The organism is Jannaschia seohaensis, from assembly GCF_900116765.1.
In the GTDB taxonomy this organism is placed as follows: domain Bacteria; phylum Pseudomonadota; class Alphaproteobacteria; order Rhodobacterales; family Rhodobacteraceae; genus Jannaschia; species Jannaschia seohaensis.
Genome location: NZ_UETC01000003.1, coordinates 405,032 through 421,127, shown reverse-complemented (window position 1 = coordinate 421,127; position 16,096 = coordinate 405,032). Strand labels below are relative to the sequence as shown.

The following is a 16,096-nucleotide window of genomic DNA, read 5'->3' as shown; positions in this document are numbered from 1 at the left end:
GGCGCCGCTGTCCGTCGCGGGGTGTTTCGCAATCGGCCTCGCCAATGGCGCGTTCCGGAGCTTCGCGCCGATCTACGCCGACGCGACCGCCCCGACTCCTCTCATGGTGTGTCTTTCCATATCTGCCCGTATCGCAGGCGTGGCCCTCAGCCAGGGGCGATCGGAACCTGCGGCGCGCGGCCAGCCTTGCGGGGGTGAGGCTGGAATACGAGATACTGCCCCCGCTCGTCGCGACCGCCGTGTTCGATGCGCCCGCGCTTCGGTGCACACCGTCATGGCATTGGCGACGGGTGTCGCCTTGCTGCGAAAGCCTGCGGTTGCGGAAGAGGGGCGCGCGGCCTTCGCGGCACTCCCGCCGGTCGGGCATGACGCCCCGGCGCTTGCGGAACTTCGAGGCGCCTTAGCGGAAACTTGGCCGGAACCGCTGCCGGAGCCGAACGCGCATGGCGTGCCGTCCTGATCCGGCCAAGGCTGCGCGGCGGGCGCGCGGAAACTTGGCCTGCGGCTTCTGTTCCCGCGACGGCCATCGAACGCTGTCACCGGAAGCCGCGTCGCCCATGACCAAGTCCGGTTCGACCCGCATGCTCCATGGCATCGCGCGCGGCGGCGCGCCTCGGTCCTTCCCGGCGGACGGAGTCATCGCACCGTGACCGCCGCTCCGACGACGATCCGGGTGATCGGTTGGCGATGTGCCGAAGAGGCATTACAGCTTCTTCAACCGAGATCTTCGTCATGATCCTCGACACCATCTTTGCCGCTGGAGGCCCTACACTTCGATGCACGCGCTTGCCGAACTGCAGGACGTCGCCGACGCTCTGGAGCCAGTCGACTGGGCGGCGACCGAACTCGGACCGGTATCCGACTGGGACCTGCGGCTCAGAACCCTTGCGGGCCTGGTCCTTCGACAATCCGCGCCCGCCTGCCTGTTCTGGGGAGCGCGAGGCACGATGATTTTCAACGGTGCCTGGAAAGAGGCGCTTGGCCCCTTGCAGGCCGCGGCCTTCGGCCGGTCGGTGGACACGGCGTCGGAGGGCGTGGCGCACGTCTATCGGACGGCACTCTCCGGGGGGACGGACGAGACGTGCCTGGCCTTCGCGGATGCGCTGATGCCGATGATGTGGCGCCTTCTCGTGGATGCGGGGAGCGCCCGTCTCTCCTGCATCCCCGTCCCGGGCGCGGATGGCGCGGCCATGGGGTTGCTGGTCCAGCACAGCATCGAACGCCGGGGCGCAACGGAACCCGCGACCGGCGTGCCGGACCGTGTCGGGTTCCTTCTGCGCCTGAGCGACGCGCTGCGGCGTCTCAATGATCCCGAAAGGATCCAGACCGTCGGAACGCACATGCTGGACGAGGTCTTGCGCGCGGACTGGGCGACATTCACGGAGATCGACCCAGAGGAGGCCGGCCGCGCGAAAGCGCCGCCCGACGGCCGGGCCGTCTCCCCGACGCCTGCGGTTTTGGCCTCGCACGACCTTGGGGACGCGGGCTCGGCATGGAGGATGCTCGGAGAAGGCATGCCCCTTGCGGTTCGGGATGTCCGTGATCCGTCCGGCGTGCCTTTGGGCGCTCTCGGCGACGTGGTGGCCGATCCCGACCTTGCCTCGTTCCGTGCGCGCCTGACCGTTCCCGTCCTGCGCTCGGACAGGCTTGCCTCGGTCATGACCGTTTGCTTCGAGGATCCCCACGACTGGAGCGTGGATGAGATCGCCATTGCCCATGAGGCTGCCGTCAGGATCTGGGAGTCGGTCGAGCGCGCCCGGGCCGAAAGCAGCCTGCGTCTGAACGAGGCGCGCCATCGGGCGCTGTTCGAGTCGATCGACGAGGGCGTGTGCCTCTACGAGCGTCTGCCTCTGCGGCCCGACGGTTTGCGCGACTATCGCTACATCAACATGAACCCCGCCATGCAGGAGATGTTCGGCATCCCGGACCTCAGCGGGCAGTCGATCCGCGACAATTTCCCCGACGAGATTGAGGCCTGGTACGACGATTACGACCGCGTGCTCGACACCGGCGAACCGATCCGGGTCGTCCGGGAGTCCGACCCGCAAGGCATGGTCCTCGAGATGTTCGTAACACGCGTCGAGGACCAGTCGCGCAAGGTGCTGCTGGCCGTGATGCAAGAGGTCACCGCCCGGGTGCGGGCCGAAGCGGTGCTGCGGGCGGAGGAAGCCCGCAAGGCGTTTCTGCTGCGTCTCAGCGATGCGATCCGGCCGCTTCGGGATCCCCGGGAAGTGATGCATGTAGCCACGCAGCTGACCGGGGCTCATTTCGGAACCGCAAACGCAGAATTCGCTATGATCGAGCATCAGGACGGCGAAGACTGGTATGTGGTCGAGGGCAGCTATGCCGCGCCCGGCCATGCCAGCGTCGATGGGCGCTACCGGGTCGCCGACTTTCCCGGCGTGACCGATACGCTGCTCGGCGGAGAGAGCCTTGTCGTGCACGAGGTCGCCGCGGATCCTTTTTTGACGGAGGATGAAAAGGCCAGTTACAAGACGATCGGCGTGGCCTCCTTCGCCCAGGTGCCGCTGGTTGCTGACGGCCGGCTCGTGGCCCTGCTGACCGCGCATGATCCCGAGCCCCGAGACTGGACCGACGACGAGGTCGCGCTCCTGGAAGATATCGCGGGACGGACCTGGGGCGCGGTCGAACGTGCCCGAGCTGAGGATGCCCTCCGCGAAAGCGAGCGCCGCCTCCGGAAAGTGCTGGACGGCATGGGCGAAGCCTTTGGCATTATCGACCGCGATTTCCGGATCATCACCCAGAACAAGGCGGCGCTGGATCTCGACGGGCGGTCGCTGGACGAGATCCGAGGCCGGACCCACTGGGAGGTCTATCCCGGCACGGAACACTCCGAAGTCGGCGCGCTCTACCGGCGCGTGCTGGCCGAGCAGGTGCCGGTCACGCTCGAGCACCACTACACTTATCCGACCGGCGGAACGAGTTGGCTGGAGATGCGCGCCTTTCCGGTGCCCGAGGGGCTGGCCGTGTTCTGGCGCGATATCACCCCGCGGAAGAAGGCCGAGGAGGCGCTGCGGCAGTCCGAGCGTCGGCTGAGAATGGCCCAGAAGGCGGCGGGCGTCGCGACCTTCGACTGGGAGATTGGCAGCCACGCCGTCAGGTGGAGTCCCGAGGCCCTCTCGATGATGGGCCTGCGCCCGGGCGCCTTGGGCGGAACCTACGAGGACTGGATCGCGATGATCCACCCCGACGACTTGTCCCGTGCGACCCAGGAAATCGAATGGGCTCTGGAAGACGGCGAACTGGAGGGTGAATGGCGTATCGTCCGCCCCGACGGGAGCACCATCTCGGCGCTGGTGCGCGGCACGGTCGAACGGGACGACCAAGGCAGAGCCGTCCGCCTCACCGGCGCACAGCTCGATGTCACCGACATGAGGCTCTCCGAGGAGCTCACGCGCCTGAGGATCGACCATCTGAGCGACCTGATCGACGAGTTCCGCCGTCGTCTCGACAAAGGCAGCGCCTGAGGCGCGGCTCCGCCGGGTCGCTGGCGTCCGACAGGTCGCCAGCATCCACGCCCAAGAGCAGAATGCCCATCTCCGCGGGGTGTTCACCGGCCATATTGCCGTCTGTGTCGACGTAGAGAACGGTGTCCGCCCTCGCATTCGCCATGGCCGGGCGCATCCTGCGCGGCCTTGTAGACGAAGACGTCCGGTCCGTTGCCGCCGGTGAGCATGTCCGTCCCGCGTCCGCCCACCAGGATGTCGGCGCCATTACCGCCGCCATCGCTCGGGTCGAGGTGGCGGGAAGGCGCCGTCGTTGGCGTCGTCGAGCAGTCGGCACATGTTCGCGGCATTCATCGACGAGCAGGCCGCGAGGCTCAGCCCGTGGAGGTAGAGGCAGGGCCGCGCGTCCGAAGGGAGGTTCCTCCAGTGGGTGTGCACCACGTCCTGAAGCGCGGTCGCCTGTTCGAGATCGGCGCTTGTCTTGAGGATCTGGGCCAGCGGCGATTGCAGATAGGAAGAATGAGCATACACCGTCGCGACGTCGCCGCCATGCATGTGTTCGACCAGATCGTGGCAACCTGGATCCATCCAGCCGGTGCCGGTGGGTATCGCCACGATCAGAACGGCGGGCGCGAAGGTGCCCTGCCGGATCAGTTCGGCCCTCTCCTGCCGCGTGACGCGACTGGCGCGCCCGACATGGACGAGGATCGGACCCAGCGCCGGCGCTGGCCAGTGAAGGCCGCGATATCCTCGGCGGTGGGGCCGGAGACGTAGAAATCTCGCCCAGGCTTGCCTATCGCCGCCAAGTCAATCAGCGACCCCGCGCTGCCGGTCATGCGGGGGGTGCCTGGACGTGGCGGCGTATCCTGGAACAGCTCCTGGGCCGCCTCGTAGCTTTCATCGAGGCCGGTCACCGCATGCTCGACGTTCCCGTCGGGCGTCACCACGAAAAGGATCAGGACGACCGCGACGAAACCCGGCAGGGTCGCGCGCCGCAGCGGCATGATGCGATGGAATCTACGCCCGGATCAGGCGGAACAGCGTAGCGACGAGGCGTCCAAGGCCCGGGGCCCGCTCCGAGCACCCTGAGAAAGGACGCGAAGAGCGGGATCGAGACCACCGAAGTCAGCACCTAGACCGGCCGCCCGGAGACCCGCGGAAGATCGGCCGCCCGCCAGAGCAGCGCGACGATCTGCCCGATCAGATAACCGATCGCCACGGCCAACCCGCCGAGGAAGCCTTGCGTGGCCAGCCCCGCGTGGGATGAGGGGCGGTGTCAGCACCGCCGCAAAGAACAGCAGCCCGAGCTGGATGCAGGGCACGGAGAGCGTGCCGACGACCTTGATAAGGCGCCCGTTGTTCACGTCGCCCCTCCGCTCCCGTGTTTCTCCTCTCGGCCGCAGCGGCGTCGCATGGCGGTTCGACGCGTAAAGGAATTGCGAAACGCCGGACCCCTCTGTTTTTCTTCCGATGAATGAAAGAGTCGACCGCCCGCCAGATGAAGCGCCTGCACGAGACCCTCTGCTGTCGCGGCGAAGGCGCGGGGCGCAGACGCCGCGGCTCTGGCTTCGATGACCGCGCCAGCGTCATGTCGCGGGGCTGAAGATGTCCTCGCCGGCTTTCGCTCGATTGGTCCGCGCGATCCTCTGCGTCGCCGCGTCCTGCGGCGCGTTCCCCGCGCCGTCTACGGCCCAGACGGAGATTCAGACCTTGGAATTTCCCTATATCACCCTCCGCAACAGGACAGGCTCCGAAGATCCAAGCGCGTTCTACGGAGGCGAACGCAGCGATCTGAAGGCCGGTATCTGCCGGGTCGAGGAACTGGACCTCGGCGTTCTCGCCCCGCTTGCCGACGTGGCCCCGAATTTCCTGCGCGAAGAACTCCTCCGCGTGCAATCGGTGGAGGAAGCGGAGCCGGACGCCATCCTCGACGGGGTCGAAGAAACGGCCGGCGCGCGTGGCCCGGCCCTCTATGTCCACGGCTACTATATCGGGTTCGAGAAGGGCTGTCGCCGCGCGGCGCTCTTGCAGCAGAACGCGGACCTTGCGGGACGACTCCTTTGGTTCAGCTGGCCCTCGGACGGGGCTGCGGCCTCCTACACCCATGACGAGGCCGACCTGTATTGGAGCCTCCCGGACCTGGCGGACACGATCGTCGGCCTGGAGCGTCGGTTCGGCTCCGCGACGGTGGATGTGATCGGGCACAGCCTGGGCGCGCGCGGCGTCGTCCTGGCGCTCGCCGAGGTCGCGAACCGGCGTCCAGAGATCCGGCTTCGCCATGCCGTCCTGCTCGCGCCGGACATGGATGTCGGGATCTTCGAACGCATCCTGCCGCGGTTCCGGCCCATCCTGGAGAGCATAACGGTCTACGCGACGAGTGGGGACAGGCCGCTGGCGCTCTCGGCGCAGTTGCATGGCTACAGGCGTCTTGGAGAGGCGGGAGAGGAGATGACCGGCTTTCCGGGCGTCGAGATCATCGACCTCAGCGACCTGCCCAGCGAAGGTCCGACCGGTCATCTCTATCACATCTACAGCCGAGCCGTCGGCAACGATCTTCGCCGGCTCCTGCACTCGGGCGAACGCGCCGGGGCGCGTCAGCACCTTGTCGCGCAAGGCGACGGGATTTGGCGTCTCCGACCCGCGGCAGGCGAATGACCGCGCTTCGGGTCAGCGGCTAAAAAGTTTGACGACCGACAGAAGCCCGCCCTCGTGCCAAGAAATGGGAGAGGAGGTCGCCAAAGGCCTTGGACGGGGGGATTGCCCGCCCAAGCGAGAGGCTCAGCACCAGGAGCGCGCCATAGATCCTCCCGCAGGCCGCCCGTCTGTCGGCTTGTCGCGCGCCCTGCCCCGTCGCGACGCGCGACCAGGCCACCGCCGCGACAGGAAAGGCCAGAAGTAGCCTGGACATCTCGGGATCCCGTCCGATCCATCGCCGCGCAGCCCACCAACGACACGGGACAGGAACGGCAGGGCGATGAAGGCCGGGAGGACGATCCCGAGATCCAAGGCCGCCGCCCAGCCGCCGTCGGTTCGCATAGGCCCTGACCTGAAGACGATCGCGCACGCTCTACGGCAGGCGAGGCTGCGGCCGGATCGACTTGCTGCGAAAGCGCCGGGCCGGAAAGGAACGGGATGGGAGACACGCGAGAGCCGATGACGTGGTGCACATCGCCTGACATGAGGTGCCGCAGGCCGTCGAAACTGCTGCAAATCTCGATATGCAGCAAGATGTCGGGCTTGGGCCGACGGAACCCGTCGACCGTCCGACGGACAAGGAGCGGCCACCAGGCTTGGCCGCAGCCGATCTTCAGCGACGGCCGATCGAGGCGTTTCCGCGCCCGGATTTCCGCACTGGCAGGGGCATCCAGCCGCGCCATCACGCGGGGGGCGCGTAGAGACTCGGGCCGTATTCGGTCAGCACGATGCCGTGGGGCTGCGCTGGAACAGGACGACGCCGTGGGCCTCCTCCAGCTTGCGGATCTTCACCGAGACCGGCGGCTGGGACAGGTTCATCGCCTCCGCGGCGCGCGAGGCATTCCCGGTTTCGGCCACCGCCAGAACCTGTCGAAAGCTCCGGTCCATGCCTCGCTCCCGGAGGATTTCCTGATATTTTGAGCCTTCAATCGTGTTTCAATAATGAGTCCGCATTCGCTAGGCCGCTCCCGCAGAGGCGTGAAAACGCCCAAAGATGGGAAGAAGAAAGAGACCTCCAACAGGGCGACATGCACCGCCCTGATGATCGGACTTGCCGAGACGGCGGGCGCACAGAATGGCCTGCTTTTCCCGCCCGGAGAGGGGCCGTATTCCTGGGCCAGCATCAGGAAATTCGCCGCGGCGCATGACTATCCCTGGCAGGAGGTGACCCTCGCCTCGCCCAGGCTCTGCGGCGGTTCCGGCCTAATTCGATGGGGCCACCGGCGCCGTCATGCGCGGGAATGGGTCGGACGCCTTCGAGCGGCAGATCGTCATCGATGTCGAGGCGGGGTCGCCTCCGAATATCGCGGTGTCCCCGGAGCCCGGGCTGTTGTGCGACCCGGCCCTCCGGGGGCGATTGGCCGATCTGGGCGGCGGCACCGCGTCCTGGATGACCGAGACCGATGCCGCCGGATCCCCGTGGACGGCCTTGGGCCTCCATGCCGGCTTGGAGGCCTTCTTCGGCTCTTCCTATAACGTGAACGTAAGGCCGTTGGTCTGGTCCAGGTCAGAGACCTTCGACGATCTCGACTATGGCCTGCTTCGCTCGATGGGAGAGCGCCGCGCCTCGACCGAGCGGATGGTCGAGGACGAAGCCATGCCTCGGTGCATCGGGATCGGGTCCGGCGCGACCAGTGGGTAGTCCGGGACGGATGGGGTCGAGCAGATGTTGCTGCGCCCGCAGGCGCCCGAGGGCTATGACGCCTGGATCAGTAACCCGATCCCCTTCGACGCCCCGTGCATCGTCGCCGAGATCGAGGAATTCGGCTGGTTCGCCCGAAATGACGCCTTTCGTAAGCGGCGGCGCAAGCGCCATGTCGACGACCGATTTCCGCGACAGCCCGCTGGGGCTGTTCTCGGCCCCGCCGCAAGGCATGATGCACCGGCAGGCGTCGTTCATTCCGGCCTTCTTCTGCGAAGGGACGGGGGTCGGCGAAGATGTCGATTTCTTCTACGTTCCGTCATATGCCCATGAGGAGCTGGGTAATCCCGTCCTCGGGGCCGAGCATGCTGGTGTCGATCACGGACGACTCACGCGCGCCGCACGCGGCCTTATCGCGTTCCTGGAGACGCTGATCGCACATGAGCTTTGGATGGCATTCGAGACCCAGGGCTGTCTGCCCCCGTATGCCGGCGTGCCCCGTTCCAGATCGTCTTCCGCATCAAGGTGCCGCAGATCACCGGCACCATCGTGGTGGTCTGGACCACGATCACCTTCCTGGTGCTGAAGGTGCTCGACATCGTCTTCGCCATGACCAACGGCCATTGGGAAACCCCGGTCCTGGCCAATGACATGTATGACAAGTTCTTCCAGGCCGGCGCCGGGGGCGTTGGGTCGGCCAGGGCGATGGTGATCATGCTGATGGTCATGCCCCTCCTGGTCTGGCCCTTGCAGGTGTCGGCTCTGGAGCTGGTGGTGCCGCGCGTGTCGCCGACCCTGGAGCTTCTCGTCTCTTCGCTCCGAACCAATGAACAGATCCGATCCGCGGGCTGGCGGGCGACATTCTTTCCGGCGGCCCAGACCGAGATCCCGCGCAAGGGCCGATCCGGACACGGCCCGGGTTTCGACCGCCGAGGGGCTCTTCGCGGTGGAGGGCAACCCTTTCGCCGGGGGCGCCGCCGAGAGCGCCGCTCCCGCCGGAGCCGTCATCGCGTGGGGCGTGTCGTCGCGGGATGTCACGGCCTACGGCCCCGGCGAGCGCGCCGCTCTTCGGCCTGGCGAGACGCTCGCCGTGGGCCCGGATGGCGGCTATGTCTGGACCGGATCGGCCGATCAATTGACGGGCCGGAGGTAGCGCGTTTTCGTCACCGCGCTGGTACCGCTCAGCTTCACGCTCGACAATTACCGGAGCGTTCTGCCCGCCGCGAACAACCGCGAGCGCATGGCACGCGCCTCCTTCAACACGCTGACGGTCGCGATCCCGGCGACGGTGATCCCGATCCTGATCGCGGCCTTCCCGGCCTGTGCCCTGGCCTGGATGGAGTTCCAGCCCCCCCCCATCTCGTGGCGGCCATCGCCGCGTCGCTGGTGGTTACGCTCCTACTGAAGCTCGTTCCCCGGCTTAGCCTGCTGCACAACGCCGTATGGATCGGAAAAGGATATGTCGGAGTTTGGCTGGCCTATACGGCCTTCGGTCTGCCGCGCGAGATCGTCGACTGCGCGGGTCGACGGGGCGACGGAGTTCCAGATCTTCACCTGCATCGTGCTGCCGCTCTGCGTCCCGGCCCTCACGAGCTTTACTGTCTTTCAGTTCCTGTGGACCTGGCACGACCCGCTGGCGGCCATGGTCTTCCTGATCGACACAACCGGGCGAGACGACCGTCATGACCCGCCAGATCGTCGGACTGAAGGGCACCCGCGGCGGCGACTGAGAGATGCTCGCCACCTCGGGCTTCGTGTCGATCGTGGCGCCGCTGGCGGTGCTCCTCACCCTGCAGCGCGTTCTCGTCCGCGGCTCGCTTGCCGGGTCGATCAAATGAGCAGCCCAACCCTTCGCCCCAAGGCCGAGCCTGAGACCATCGGCCAAGACCAGATGACGAACGCCATGACCCTCTGGTGAGGAACCAGCACCGGCTACCCGATCCATCCGCGCAGCTTCCGCGACTGCAACGGCGACGAGATCGGCGGAATTCCCGCGATCATTTTGAGATTCGATCATCTCGCCGATCTGGAAAGAGGCCTCTTCTGGCTGTCGCCCGTCTATACGTCGCCCATGCGGGGCAATGGTTAAGACTTCGCCGATCACTATGCGATCGCACCGAAATTCGGAACCCATGCCGATTTCGACGCGCCGGTGGACGAGGCCAATCGACCGGCTCGACCAGTTTCAGGACATCGAGCCGCTGGGCCAACATGCCGAGATAATGCACGCGGGGAAGCGAGGAGGATTTCATCGCCGGAGCCAATGCGAACGCCTAGGACTATGCGCGCACGCCGATGCATTGGACGAGCAGCCCAGCGGGCAGCTTCTCGGATAGCAGGCCCTGGATGGCCATGAACCCGAACTATCGCCGGATCGGAGTGCGGGCGGATCGCATCGCCCCGAACGGAGTGTTTGCCGGGTGTCAGTCGCTGATCCGGCTTCGGCAGTCTCTTCCGATGACCACCGAAGGACAGTTCGAGATGCTCTTGCCCTAGCATCCCGAGATCTGTGCCTATGTCCGGCGCACGAGAAGGCCCGGCTTCTGGGGGTCGGATCCTACGGTGAGGCGCCGGTCGTCCTTCCGCCCGATGCGATCCCCGATGGGGCGTGGCGCAGCCTGTTCTGCAATATCGGCGATGACGTCGGGCCGGCGGACCATGCGACGCTTCCGCCGGTCATCGCTGGCGTCTGGATCGACGCCCTGAAGGTTGCGGGCCAAGGCCGGAAAACGGGGGGTGGGCGCGAAATGAAGGAGCTGAGACTTCTCTTGGCGCGGCAAGATGGCCTGATGCTTCTTTTCATCCGTCCCGTCAGCCCTGTGCTGCGACGGGTGGTCGGTCTGTCGTCGGTCTCCTGGCCGATCCTGATGCTGCCCCTCCCGATGCTGGCATAGGGGCCATCTGGCCCTCGGTCCCCGGGGCGCGCGCCAACGCCTTCGATGACGCCCTTGCTTCAGATGGCAGCCTTCGACGTGTCCGTGCTGGCCGTCGGCGTGGCCGGCGGTCTTCCATCCGCGTTCTTCTGGCCGGTGGGACTTGGGGAGCTCGCGGTCAGACTCATCGGAGACGGCCTGCTGCTGAGGGAACCCCCATAAGTCGGCGCGCTTTCGCTGACAGGAACCTGATCGGCCTCGCGGATCCCAGCCATGTCCTGATCCTCCGGGCTTTGACGCTGATCCCTGTCTTCGTGGCCAACCCGGATGTGCCCTTCGTCAACTTGCTTCCGCTGGCGGGCGTGCCGCTTCTTATGTCCCTTCATGTCCTCGGACTCAGGTATAAGCGCGGAACGCTCGAAACTGTCTGAGACGCGCTTCGGACGGAAGACCGGGGGGCCGTACGGCGCCGCTAAACTGGCCAGATCGCATGGGCTGGAGGCTGGTCGGCCTTTAAGCGCGGGCCGTGACCCGTGTGCCCGGACGTCCGCCAGCAGGCTCCATCCCGAGCGGGCCACGGCCCCTGCCCGCCCGCCCGGGTCGCGTATACCGAACCGACATCATCGCCGAGCCGAACGGCGCCACCTCAGCCCGCGTTCTTCATCGCGGGGGCGCCGGTCGACATATCCGTCCCACGATAGGGGAGGCCTGCTTGTTTCCACGCGGCCATGCCGCCCTCCATATGGGCCAGCGGCGTGATCCCCGCGTCCAGCGCGCGCGCTCCGACCTTGCCGGACCGGGCGCCGGAGCCACAATGCAGCACGATCCGCTTGCCCTCCTGCGACGGGAGGGCGCGGGGGTCGAAGAACGCCATCGGGAGCAGAAGCGCTCCGTCGATATGCTCCATCATGTATTCCTGAGGGGTTCTGACGTCGATCAGAACGATTGACCCCGCGTCGAGCGCCTCTCGGACGCGGTCCGGGCTCCAGTTTTCCAGCTCCGCCATGGCGATTCGTCCTCGATCTTGTTCCTCGGTCTTTCCAGCTAGCTTGGCCGATCCGCTTCCGCCAAGGGGGCATCGCCACCACCGAGGTCGAACCTCGCGGAGCGGCCGGCGCGGACTCCACTGTCCCCACGCGATCGATCGGCGCCGCCGGGCGCGTTTCCGCGTCGGGGCGGCTCGGTCGGCCCATGCCGCCCCCAGCCTATCGCCCTCAAGGACCCTCGGCCATCCAGAGCCGCGAGACACAGCTTCCCGGACCGCGCGAAACAGGTCACGGGGCCGGCTGCGCCGCTGCCTTCTCGACCGCCTGCGGCGCGGTCAGGGTCCGCCAGGCGTCGTATTGCGACAGGAAGACCTGACCGTTCAGTTCCTCCAGGAAATGCGACCGCTTGAGACGATCCATCACCGGGCCCTTCACTTCTGACAGGTGCAGCCCGACGCCCATGTCCTTGAGGCGCTGATTGATGGCTTCGAGGCTCTCCAGGGCGGAGTAATCGACCTCGTTCACGGCCGAAAACATCAGGATGACGTTCTGCACAGCGCAGCCGATGGTGACCCGCTTCTGGATCAGATCCTCCAGAAAGCGCGCATTGACGAAGTAGAGGCTCTCATCGACCCGCAGCGTCACCAGGGTCGGATCGGTCTCGACCTTGTGGCGATGGATATTGCGGAAGTGTTGGGTATCGGGAACGAGACCGACCTCGGCCACGTGGGGGCGCGACGTCTTGTAGAGATGGAGCAGCACCGAGATCGCCACGCCGGACGCGACGCCGATCTCGACGCCAAGACCCAGCGTCAGCAGGATCGTCGCGGCGACGGCCGTGAAGTCGGCCCGGCTATAGCCCCAGGTCTTCTTCAGGATCGACAGATCCACGAGGCTGAGCACCGCAACGATGATGGTCGCGGCGAGCGTCGCGTTGGGAAGGAAATGGACCAGCGGCGTCAGGGCGACCGCGGCGATGGCGAGACCGATGGCGGTGAAGGCCCCGGCGGCGGGGGTTTCGGCCCCGGCATCGAAATTCACGACCGAGCGGGCGAAGCCCCCGGTCACCGGATATCCGCCGGTGAAGGCGGCGCCCAGATTGGCGGCGCCGAGGCCGATCAGCTCCTGGTCAGGGTCAATCCGCTGGCGCTTCTTGGCGGCGAGGGTCTGCGCGACGGAAACGGATTCGACGAAACCGATGATCGAGATCAGGATCGCCGGGATCAGGAGCGCGCTCAGAAGGTCCGGCGCGAAGCCCGGTAGGGTCAAGGGCGGCAGGCTCTGCGGCACCTCGCCCACGATCTTCACGCCCCGGTCGGCAAGCCCGAGCGCCCAGACGGCGACGGTCGTGGCAACGACGGCAGCCACCGGACCGGCCTTGGTCAGGATGTCGGCCAGCAAGGGCGGCACGCCAAGCTTGCGGAGGGACGGCTTGAGGTTCTTGCGCACCCAGAACAGGAATGCCGTCGCGGTGACGCCGATCAGCAGCGTGATCCAGTTGACCTCGCCCAGATGCGCGAAGATCGACCCGAGCATCTCGGGGAGGGTGTGCCCATGGGCGCTGACGCCCAGGATATGCTTCAGCTGGCTCGTGGCGATCAGGATGCCCGACGCCGTGATAAACCCCGCGATCACGGGGTGGCTGAGGAAATTGGCCAGAAAGCCAAGCCTCAGAACGCCCATCAAGACCAGAAACCCCCCCGACAGGAACGCCAGCGTCAGCGCCGCCACCGCATAGCCCGCCGTGCCCTGCTCGGCGACCTGCCCCACCGCCGAGGCGGTCAGCAGCGACACCACCGCCACGGGTCCGACCGCCAAAGCCCGGCTCGTCCCGAAAATCGCGTAGAGGATGATCGGCGCGATCGACGCGTAAATGCCCGCCTCCGGCGGGAGCCCCGCGAGCAGCGCATAGGCGAGCGATTGAGGGATCAGCATGATCGTGACGATCACCGCCGCGATCAGGTCGTTGGACAGCGCTGACCTGTCATAGGTGCGGCCCCATTCGAGGATGGGAAAATACTGGCGGAGGCTGGGCATCGGCATATCGCAATCGAAGGTTTGCGCTCAGGGGCCGGGGCCACCGAGCGCCGGGTTCAGGGTCGGACAGGGCGGGACCGACCGCGGCGACGAAGGCGGACATGCCCGCCTCCAACGGGAGGTAAGCCGCGCTATTCGGCCGCGGCTTTGAGCTGTTCGGGCTTGGCCATCCATTCCTTCCCTTTCAGCATGGCCTGCCAATAGATCGGTGGGAGCATCTTTTCCTTCAGGAACCAGGCGGCCCGGCTCGGGGTGGCTCCATCGATCGCCCAAGCGGGGAACGAGGGCTTGAGCACGCCGCCATAGCCGAATTCGGCCAGCACGATCTTGCCGCGCTCCACCGTCAACGGACATGATCCATAGCCGTCATAGGCCGCCACGGGCGACCGGCCCGCGATGTCGGCGACGATGTTCTCGGCCACCGTCGGGGCCTGTTTGCGCGCCGCCGCAGCCGTCTTGGCGTTGGGGGCGTTCGTCACATCCCCCAGGGACCAGATGTTGTCATAGGTCTTGTGCCGCAGGGTGGCCTGATCCACGTCGACCCATCCCGCTGCATCGGCCAGCGGCGAGACGCGGATGAAATCCGGCGCGACCTGTGGCGGGCAGACATGGATCATGTCGAAGTCGACGGTGACATCGGTCGGGGCCGTGTCGGGCTTGGCCACCTTGAACGTGGCCGTCTTCGCCGACCCATCGACCGCGATGAGATCGTGGAAGAAGTTCAGCGTCGCGTCATACTTCGCGACATATTTCATGAGCGCGGGAACGTAGTCATTCACGCCGAAGAGGACGCCGCCGGCATTCATGAACTGGATGTCGATATTCTTCAGCACGCCGCGGCGGAACCAGGCGTCGCCCGACAGATAGAGCGCCTTTTGCGGCGCACGCGCGCATTTGATCGGCATCGGCGGTTGGGTAAAGAGCGCACGGCCGGACGTCATCTCCTGCACCAGTTGCCAAGTATAGGACGCGAGGTCGTAGCGGTAATTCGAGGTCACGCCGTTCCGGCCCAAGGTCTCTTCCAGCCCCTCGACCTTGTCCCAATCGAGCTTCAGCCCCGGGCAGACGACGAGACGGTCATATTTGAAGACGCGGCAGCCATCGAGGATGACGGCGTTGTTCTGCGGCTCGAAGGCAGCCACGGCGGCCTTGATCCATTTCACGCCGCTGGGGATCAGGCTGCCCATCGTCTTGGCGGTCTGTCGGGCCTCGAAGATGCCGCCGCCGACCATGGTCCAGCCGGGCTGGTAGTAATGGATGTCGGCCGGGTCGATGACCGAAATGTTGAGGCCGGGCTTTCGCGACTTCAGGCTGGCGGCGACGGAGATGCCGCCCGCGCCGGCGCCGACGATGACCACATCGAAGCTCGCATCCCCGGTATCCGTCGGCGTCTTGCCGCCATTGACGATGCGCCGCGCCACGCCGTTCATGTCGTAGCCCGCCGCCTTGGTCGCGGCGAGGATCTCCGGCATCGGCCGCTTCTTGGCCTCATGGAAAGACCAGAGCGTCGCCGAGCGGGTGCCCGTCCGGCAGTAGGCCAGGATCGGACGGGGCACGTCGCTCAGCGCGGCGCCGAACGCCGCCACATCGTCATCCGTCACCATGCCGGATTTCACGGGCACATAGCGCGCCTCGATGCCCGCGGCCTTGGCCGCGGCCTCGATCTCCTGGAAGCTGGGCTGATCCGCCCCCTCGCCGTCCGGGCGGTTGCAGATGATGGCGCGGAAACCGGCTTCGCTGATCGCCGCCATGTCGTCCGCAGTGATCTGCGGCGAGACCGAAACCTTGTCGGTAAGTCTCTTGATTTCCATGGTATATGCCTTCCTACAATCCCAGTCAGCGGCGCCCGAGCGCGCGTCCGACGATCCAGGTCGTGCCGCTAGACGGCTTGCCCTTCGGTTTGTGTCAGCGAAACGAGCTTCGCGCTGTAGGCCTGCTCCCCGATCCGCTCGATCAGATCGAGTTGCAGCTCTAGCCAGGCCTTGTGGCCTTCCTCGTCCACGGCGATCTTCTCGAAGAGCAGACGCGATCCGACATCGTTGGCCTCATAGGCTTCGCGCGCCGCCTGCGTGTAGAACACGATGGCGTCCTGTTCGTCGGCCAGGTCGGACTCGAACATTTCCTTTAGGGTTTCGGCACGCTTCGGCGGCTTCGCGAAAGCGATCTCGGGCGTCCCTTTGAGAAACAGGACGCGCTCGATGAAGAGGTCGGAATGCCCGACTTCCTCGGCCTGCTCCTCGCGCATCTTGTCGGCGAGCAGGTTGAGGCCCCAATCGTCAAGCACATGCGCGTGCAACTGGTACTGGTGTGTGGCGCTCATTTCCATCTGCAACGCCTTGTTCAGGTTCTCTATCGTTTTGTTGTTGGACAACGGAGCCTCCTAATTTCTGTGGCTGG

At 66.3% G+C, this 16,096-nt stretch carries 12 protein-coding genes and 3 pseudogenes; 7 read left to right on the top strand and 8 right to left on the bottom strand.

Translation table 11 applies throughout. The features are described 5' to 3' along the window. Positions 1–776: 776 nt before the first annotated feature. Positions 777–3,488 (top strand): PAS domain S-box protein, encoded by a 2,712-nt coding sequence (locus DTQ71_RS09920; RefSeq protein WP_109564131.1) that lies wholly within the window; start codon positions 777–779, stop codon positions 3,486–3,488. 83 nt (positions 3,489–3,571) lie between these two features. Here DTQ71_RS09920 and DTQ71_RS24875 read toward each other — a convergent pair whose 3' ends face one another. The 3 genes from DTQ71_RS24875 to DTQ71_RS24220 are packed head-to-tail and all read right to left on the bottom strand — an operon-like array spanning position 3,572 to position 4,471. Then, complete coding sequence (locus DTQ71_RS24875) at positions 3,572–3,817, bottom strand: hypothetical protein (protein ID WP_407066400.1); 246 nt, start codon at positions 3,815–3,817, stop codon at positions 3,572–3,574. Then, a complete protein-coding gene (locus tag DTQ71_RS24225) occupies positions 3,735–4,118 on the bottom strand; it encodes an alpha/beta-hydrolase family protein (RefSeq protein ID WP_245947406.1) in 384 nt (127 codons plus the stop codon). Before DTQ71_RS24225 ends, DTQ71_RS24875 begins: the two co-directional genes overlap by 83 nt. Further along, entirely contained in the window at positions 4,118–4,471 is a 354-nt protein-coding gene (locus tag DTQ71_RS24220; protein ID WP_245947381.1) for an alpha/beta-hydrolase N-terminal domain-containing protein, read from the bottom strand. The genes DTQ71_RS24225 and DTQ71_RS24220 overlap by 1 nt, the downstream gene beginning before the upstream one ends. A 706-nt stretch (positions 4,472–5,177) precedes the next feature. On the opposite strand from DTQ71_RS24220, the gene DTQ71_RS09910 reads away from it, so the two are divergent. Further along, entirely contained in the window at positions 5,178–6,122 is a 945-nt protein-coding gene (locus tag DTQ71_RS09910) for an alpha/beta hydrolase (RefSeq protein ID WP_245947380.1), read from the top strand. A 759-nt stretch (positions 6,123–6,881) separates the two neighbouring features. Here DTQ71_RS09910 and DTQ71_RS09905 read toward each other — a convergent pair. Continuing rightward, entirely contained in the window at positions 6,882–7,049 is a 168-nt protein-coding gene (locus DTQ71_RS09905) for a helix-turn-helix domain-containing protein (protein ID WP_109564129.1), read from the bottom strand. A 343-nt stretch (positions 7,050–7,392) separates the two neighbouring features. Here DTQ71_RS09905 and DTQ71_RS09900 point away from each other — a divergent pair, with 343 nt between their 5' ends. The 5 genes and pseudogenes from DTQ71_RS09900 to DTQ71_RS25035 form a co-directional block, all read left to right on the top strand. Further along, positions 7,393–7,803, top strand: coding sequence for a hypothetical protein (locus DTQ71_RS09900; RefSeq protein ID WP_109564128.1), 411 nt, complete (start codon positions 7,393–7,395; stop codon positions 7,801–7,803). Positions 7,804–8,247: 444 nt separating this feature from the next. Then, a pseudogene (locus DTQ71_RS24215) lies at positions 8,248–8,547 on the top strand (hypothetical protein); the annotation flags it as partial. Further along, positions 8,524–9,641 (top strand): annotated as a pseudogene (locus tag DTQ71_RS24870) (carbohydrate ABC transporter permease). The pseudogenes DTQ71_RS24215 and DTQ71_RS24870, both read left to right, overlap by 24 nt. Before the next feature lie 101 nt (positions 9,642–9,742). Next, the gene (locus DTQ71_RS25040) at positions 9,743–9,892 is read left to right on the top strand and encodes an alpha-amylase family glycosyl hydrolase (RefSeq protein ID WP_455429247.1); all 150 of its coding nucleotides are present in this window, start codon (positions 9,743–9,745) and stop codon (positions 9,890–9,892) included. 200 nt (positions 9,893–10,092) lie between these two features. Continuing rightward, positions 10,093–10,299: pseudogene (locus tag DTQ71_RS25035) on the top strand (alpha-amylase family glycosyl hydrolase); the annotation flags it as partial. Between the two features lie 1,023 nt (positions 10,300–11,322). Here the strand turns inward: DTQ71_RS25035 and DTQ71_RS09890 are convergent. From DTQ71_RS09890 to DTQ71_RS09875, 4 genes are all read right to left on the bottom strand, one after another. Further along, positions 11,323–11,682, bottom strand: a complete 360-nt coding sequence (locus tag DTQ71_RS09890; RefSeq protein ID WP_109564127.1) for a rhodanese-like domain-containing protein — start codon at positions 11,680–11,682, stop codon at positions 11,323–11,325. A 268-nt stretch (positions 11,683–11,950) separates the two neighbouring features. Beyond that, positions 11,951–13,699: a SulP family inorganic anion transporter gene (locus tag DTQ71_RS09885; RefSeq protein ID WP_109564126.1), complete on the bottom strand. Its 1,749-nt coding sequence runs from the start codon at positions 13,697–13,699 to the stop codon at positions 11,951–11,953. Positions 13,700–13,830: 131 nt separating this feature from the next. Next, positions 13,831–15,510 (bottom strand): bifunctional protein tyrosine phosphatase family protein/NAD(P)/FAD-dependent oxidoreductase, encoded by a 1,680-nt coding sequence (locus tag DTQ71_RS09880; protein ID WP_109564125.1) that lies wholly within the window; start codon positions 15,508–15,510, stop codon positions 13,831–13,833. A 68-nt stretch (positions 15,511–15,578) separates the two neighbouring features. Continuing rightward, positions 15,579–16,070, bottom strand: coding sequence for a bacterioferritin (locus DTQ71_RS09875; protein WP_109564124.1), 492 nt, complete (start codon positions 16,068–16,070; stop codon positions 15,579–15,581). Positions 16,071–16,096 lie beyond the last annotated feature (26 nt).

Bases quoted from the DNA above. Each gene is read 5' to 3' on its own strand.
- DTQ71_RS09920 (WP_109564131.1), top strand. From the start codon at position 777: ATGCACGCGCTTGCCGAACTGCAGGACGTCGCCGACGCTCTGGAGCCA.
- DTQ71_RS24875 (WP_407066400.1), bottom strand. From the start codon at position 3,817: ATGCCGCGAACATGTGCCGACTGCTCGACGACGCCAACGACGGCGCCT.
- DTQ71_RS24220 (WP_245947381.1), bottom strand. From the start codon at position 4,471: ATGCCGCTGCGGCGCGCGACCCTGCCGGGTTTCGTCGCGGTCGTCCTG.
- DTQ71_RS09905 (WP_109564129.1), bottom strand. From the start codon at position 7,049: ATGGACCGGAGCTTTCGACAGGTTCTGGCGGTGGCCGAAACCGGGAAT.
- DTQ71_RS09900 (WP_109564128.1), top strand. From the start codon at position 7,393: ATGCGCGGGAATGGGTCGGACGCCTTCGAGCGGCAGATCGTCATCGAT.
- DTQ71_RS09890 (WP_109564127.1), bottom strand. From the start codon at position 11,682: ATGGCGGAGCTGGAAAACTGGAGCCCGGACCGCGTCCGAGAGGCGCTC.
- DTQ71_RS09885 (WP_109564126.1), bottom strand. From the start codon at position 13,699: ATGCCCAGCCTCCGCCAGTATTTTCCCATCCTCGAATGGGGCCGCACC.
- DTQ71_RS09880 (WP_109564125.1), bottom strand. From the start codon at position 15,510: ATGGAAATCAAGAGACTTACCGACAAGGTTTCGGTCTCGCCGCAGATC.